Below are 4292 nucleotides of genomic sequence, written 5' to 3' on the forward strand. Positions count from 1 at the left end.
TGCCAGGTCCGGCGATGCCGGGTCGGGGGATGCCGAGTCGGGGGATGCCAGGTCCGGGGATGCCAGGTCCGGGGATGCGGACAGTCGTGGTGCCCAGGCCGCGGCGACCGACCGCATGGGCGGGCCACCCACCCACCGGTGGCGGCTGCTGGTGATCGAGGACTGCGACGACCTGATCCGAGGGGACGGCCGGGGTGCGGCCGGGCAGCAGCTCTCCCGACTGCTGAACCTCACCGATGGTCTGGTCGGGCAGGGCCGCGAGGTGCTGGTCGCCCTGACCACGAACGAGGATCTGCTGCGCATGCATCCCGCCGTTGTCCGTCCCGGTCGCTGCCTCGCCCAGATCGAGGTGGGAGCCCTGCCGCACACCGAGGCGGTGTCCTGGCTGGGCTCCGCGGAGGGGGTCCGGTCGAGCATGACGCTGGCAGAGCTGTTCGCCCTGCGGGACGGCCGCGGCCTGCCGCGGCCCACCACCCCGGACGCCCGCCACGGCATGTACCTGTGACGGCTGCGCGCCGTACTCCCGATTCGGGCCCACCTGGCCGGGAGCAGGCCGGGCCGGCGGCCGAGGGGCGGGGCGCGCCGGATCACGGCGAGAAGTCCCGGTCGGACGTCACCGGTCAGGCATCGCTAAAGTTAGCCACCGGGGAGCAGCCGGTGTATTTCGGATCGCCGGATCCTGGTCTCGGTCCCGGTGGTGGGTGAATGTCGGTGAAGGGGTGAAGGTCCGGCAATGGCGATGGGGATCGGCCGCCTGCCCGATGGTCCCCGCCGCCGTCTGCCTTGACGACGAGGTTAGCGGTCGTTAACTTGGAAACGTTGTTTCGGGGCCCGACGTCCACCCGTGGGGGGTGACTGTGAGCGCAGCACGCGCCGGAACCATCGCCGGTCGGCGGTCCGACGAGGTCCGACGGTCCTCGGCCACGCCGGTCCTGACCAGTCGGGTCGATGCCGCGGGTGAACAGGGACGGCGCAATGCCGAGGGGCATTGGCACGCCGTGACCGATCTCCAGGAGCGGTTGGCGGTGGCGGCGGTCGGCGGGTCGGAGCAGGCGCGGTCCCGCCACGTGGCTCGCGGCAAACTCCTGCCCCGCGACCGGGTCGACGCGCTGCTCGACCGGGGGAGCCCCTTTCTGGAGCTTTCCCCGCTAGCCGCGAACGGCTTTTACGAGGATCCGGTTCCTGGGGCGGGCATCATCACCGGTATTGGCCGGATCTCGGGTCGGGAATGCGTGGTGGTCGCCAACGACGCCACGGTCAAGGGTGGCACCTACTATCCGTTGACCGTGAAGAAGCATCTGCGTGCCCAGGAGGTGGCGCTGCAGAACCGGCTGCCCTGTGTTTATCTGGTCGACTCCGGGGGGGGCGTTTCTTCCGCTGCAGGACCAGGTCTTCCCGGACCGGGAGCATTTCGGGCGGATCTTCTTCAACCAGGCCCGAATGTCCTCGCTGGGAATCTCCCAGATCGCGGCGGTGCTCGGTTCGTGCACGGCGGGCGGCGCGTACGTTCCCGCGATGGCCGACGAGGCGGTGATAGTCAGGAATCAGGGGACGATCTTCCTCGGTGGTCCGCCGCTCGTGAAGGCCGCGACCGGCGAGGTGGTGTCGGCCGAGGATCTCGGCGGCGGGCTGCTGCACTCCCGCACCTCCGGGGTGACCGACCACCTGGCCGAGGACGACGCCCAGGCGCTGCGGATCGTGCGCTCCATCGTCGCGGGCCTCGCGCCGCGCGGTCCGCGGCCGTGGGAGCTGGAGCCGACCGAGGCACCGGCGGTCGACCCGGCCGGGCTGTACGCCGCGGTACCGACGGACGGGCGCACCCCCTATGATGTGCGGGAGGTGATCGCGCGCATCGTCGACGGCAGCCGTTTCGCGGAGTTGAAGAAGGAGTACGGAACGACGCTGGTCACCGGGACCGCCCGCCTCCATGGCCATCCCGTGGGAATCGTCGCGAACAACGGGGTGCTCTTCGGCGAGTCGGCGCTGAAGGGCACCCATTTCATCGAACTCTGCGATCAGCGCGGTATCCCGTTGGTGTTCCTGCAGAACATCACCGGTTTCATGGTGGGTCGGGAGTACGAGGCCGGTGGCATCGCGAAGCATGGCGCGAAGATGGTCAACGCGGTCGCCTGTGCCCGGGTGCCGAAGTTCACCGTGGTGATCGGCGGTTCGTTCGGCGCGGGTAATTACTCGATGTGCGGTCGGGCATTCTCGCCCCGTTTTCTGTGGATGTGGCCGAATGCCTGCGTCTCGGTGATGGGCGGGGAGCAGGCGGCGGCGGTGCTGGCGACCGTGCGCCGGGACCAGATGGAAGCCGCGGGGGTCGCCTGGAGCGAGGCCGACGAGGCCGCCTTCCGGGCGCCGATCTTGAATCGGTACGCGGAGCAGGGCAGCCCGTACTATTCGACCGCTCGGCTGTGGGACGACGGTGTCATCGATCCGGCCGACACCCGTATGGTGCTGGGCCTGGGCCTGTCGGTGGCGGCGAACGCTCCGCTGGAACCGGTGGGCTACGGCGTCTTCCGGATGTGAGGGGGACATCCTGACGTGCGGAAACATCCGATGTGAGGAAACCAATCGTGAGGATCAAGGGTGTCCACGGCTGATCTGTCCGCCACGAATCACGCAGGCGGCGGCACCGGTCACGGTCCGGATGGCCATTTCACGCCGGCCCGGTCGGCGGGCGTCGTGCCGCCGAGGGCGCCGGGAGCGTCGGGCTTGACGTTTTCGTCGGTGCTCGTCGCGAACCGGGGTGAAATCGCCGTCCGGGTGATCCGCACACTGCGCGATCTCGGTATCCGGTCCATCGCCGTCTACTCAGACCCCGACGCTGGGGCGCGGCACGTCCGGGAGGCGGATGTCGCGGTGCGGCTGGGCCCGGCGCCCGCGAAGGAGAGCTACCTCAGCATCGAGGCCGTGCTGGAGGCGGCGAGGGTGTCCGGGGCGGAGGCCGTCCATCCCGGTTACGGCTTCCTCGCCGAGAACGCGGCCTTCGTACAGGCCTGTGAGACGGCCGGAGTGCTCTTCATCGGACCGTCGCTCGCCGCGGTGCAGGTGATGGGCAACAAGATCACCGCGCGGCGGACGGTGGCCGAGGTGGGGGTGCCGGTCGTGCCGGGCCGGTCGGCGCCGGGCATGAGCGATGCCGCGATCGCCGAGGCCGCCGGTCAGATCGGCTATCCGGTGCTGCTCAAACCCTCGGCGGGGGGTGGTGGCAAGGGGATGCGCATCGTCCGCGAGCCCGCCCGGCTGCCGGAGGCGATCGCGTCGGCCCGCCGGGAGGCCGCCGCCGGCTTCGGGGATGACACCCTGTACGTGGAGCGGTTCATCACCCGCCCCCGCCACATCGAGGTCCAGATCCTCGCCGACGAGCACGGCAGCGTGCTCCACCTGGGTGAGCGGGAGTGCAGCCTGCAACGGCGCCACCAGAAGATTGTTGAAGAGGCGCCGGCGCCGGCGCTCGACGCGCGGACCAGGGAGCGGCTCGGGGCGGCGGCGGTCGCTGTCGCCAGCGCCGTCGGCTACGTCGGAGCGGGCACGGTCGAGTTCATCCTGTCCGCCGACGCGCCGGACGAGTTCTACTTCATGGAGATGAACACCCGGCTCCAGGTCGAGCATCCGGTCACCGAGCTGGTGACGGGGGTGGACCTGGTCGCCGAGCAGATCCGGATCGCGGCCGGGGAGCCGTTGCGCTTCGGTCAGGCCGACATCCGCCTGACCGGGCACGCGGTGGAGGCGCGGATCTACGCCGAGGACCCCGGGCGGGGATTCCTGCCGACCGGCGGTCGGGTACTGGCTTTCCGGGAACCGGCCGGGCCGGCCATCCGCGTCGACGCCGGCATCGGGGCCGGGGACATCGTGAGCACCACGTACGATCCTATTCTGGCCAAGGTGATCGCCTGGGGTGCGGACCGCGCCGCCGCGATCGCCCGTCTCGACACCGCGCTCGCCGGCACGGTCCTGCTCGGAGTGACGACCAACATCGGCTTCCTGCGCTCGCTGCTCGCCCATCCGGACGTCGTCGCCGGGCGGCTCGACACCGGTCTCGTCGAACGTGATCTCGCCGCCCTCACCCCGGGAGACCTGCCCGGCGAGGCGCTCCTCGGCTACGCCCTGGCCAGGCTGCTGGCATTGCAACCGACCGGTCCGGTGGTCGACCCGTGGGACATCCCCTCCGGCTGGCGGCCCGGTGAGCCCGCATGGCTGACCTGGGACGTCGCCCTGCCCGGTGGGGCAGTACCGTCCGGCGGCCCCGACGGCGCCGGATCTGGCGGCAGCGCGTCACCCGAGAT

At 70.7% G+C, this 4292-nt stretch carries 2 protein-coding genes and 1 pseudogene; all 3 read left to right on the plus strand.

Annotated features, from left to right (window positions below; translation table 11 throughout):
* A partial coding sequence (locus ACY5KJ_RS18070; protein WP_462203916.1) for a P-loop NTPase family protein occupies nt 1-505 on the plus strand: 505 nt, incomplete at its 5' end.
* Between the two features lie 376 nt (nt 506-881).
* A pseudogene (locus ACY5KJ_RS18075) lies at nt 882-2532 on the plus strand (carboxyl transferase domain-containing protein).
* A gap of 186 nt (nt 2533-2718) precedes the next feature.
* Nucleotides 2719-4292 (plus strand): acetyl-CoA carboxylase biotin carboxylase subunit (locus ACY5KJ_RS18080; protein ID WP_462203917.1); only part of this gene is annotated, 1574 nt, incomplete at its 3' end.

It is taken from the genome of Frankia sp. CcWB3, assembly GCF_977927595.1.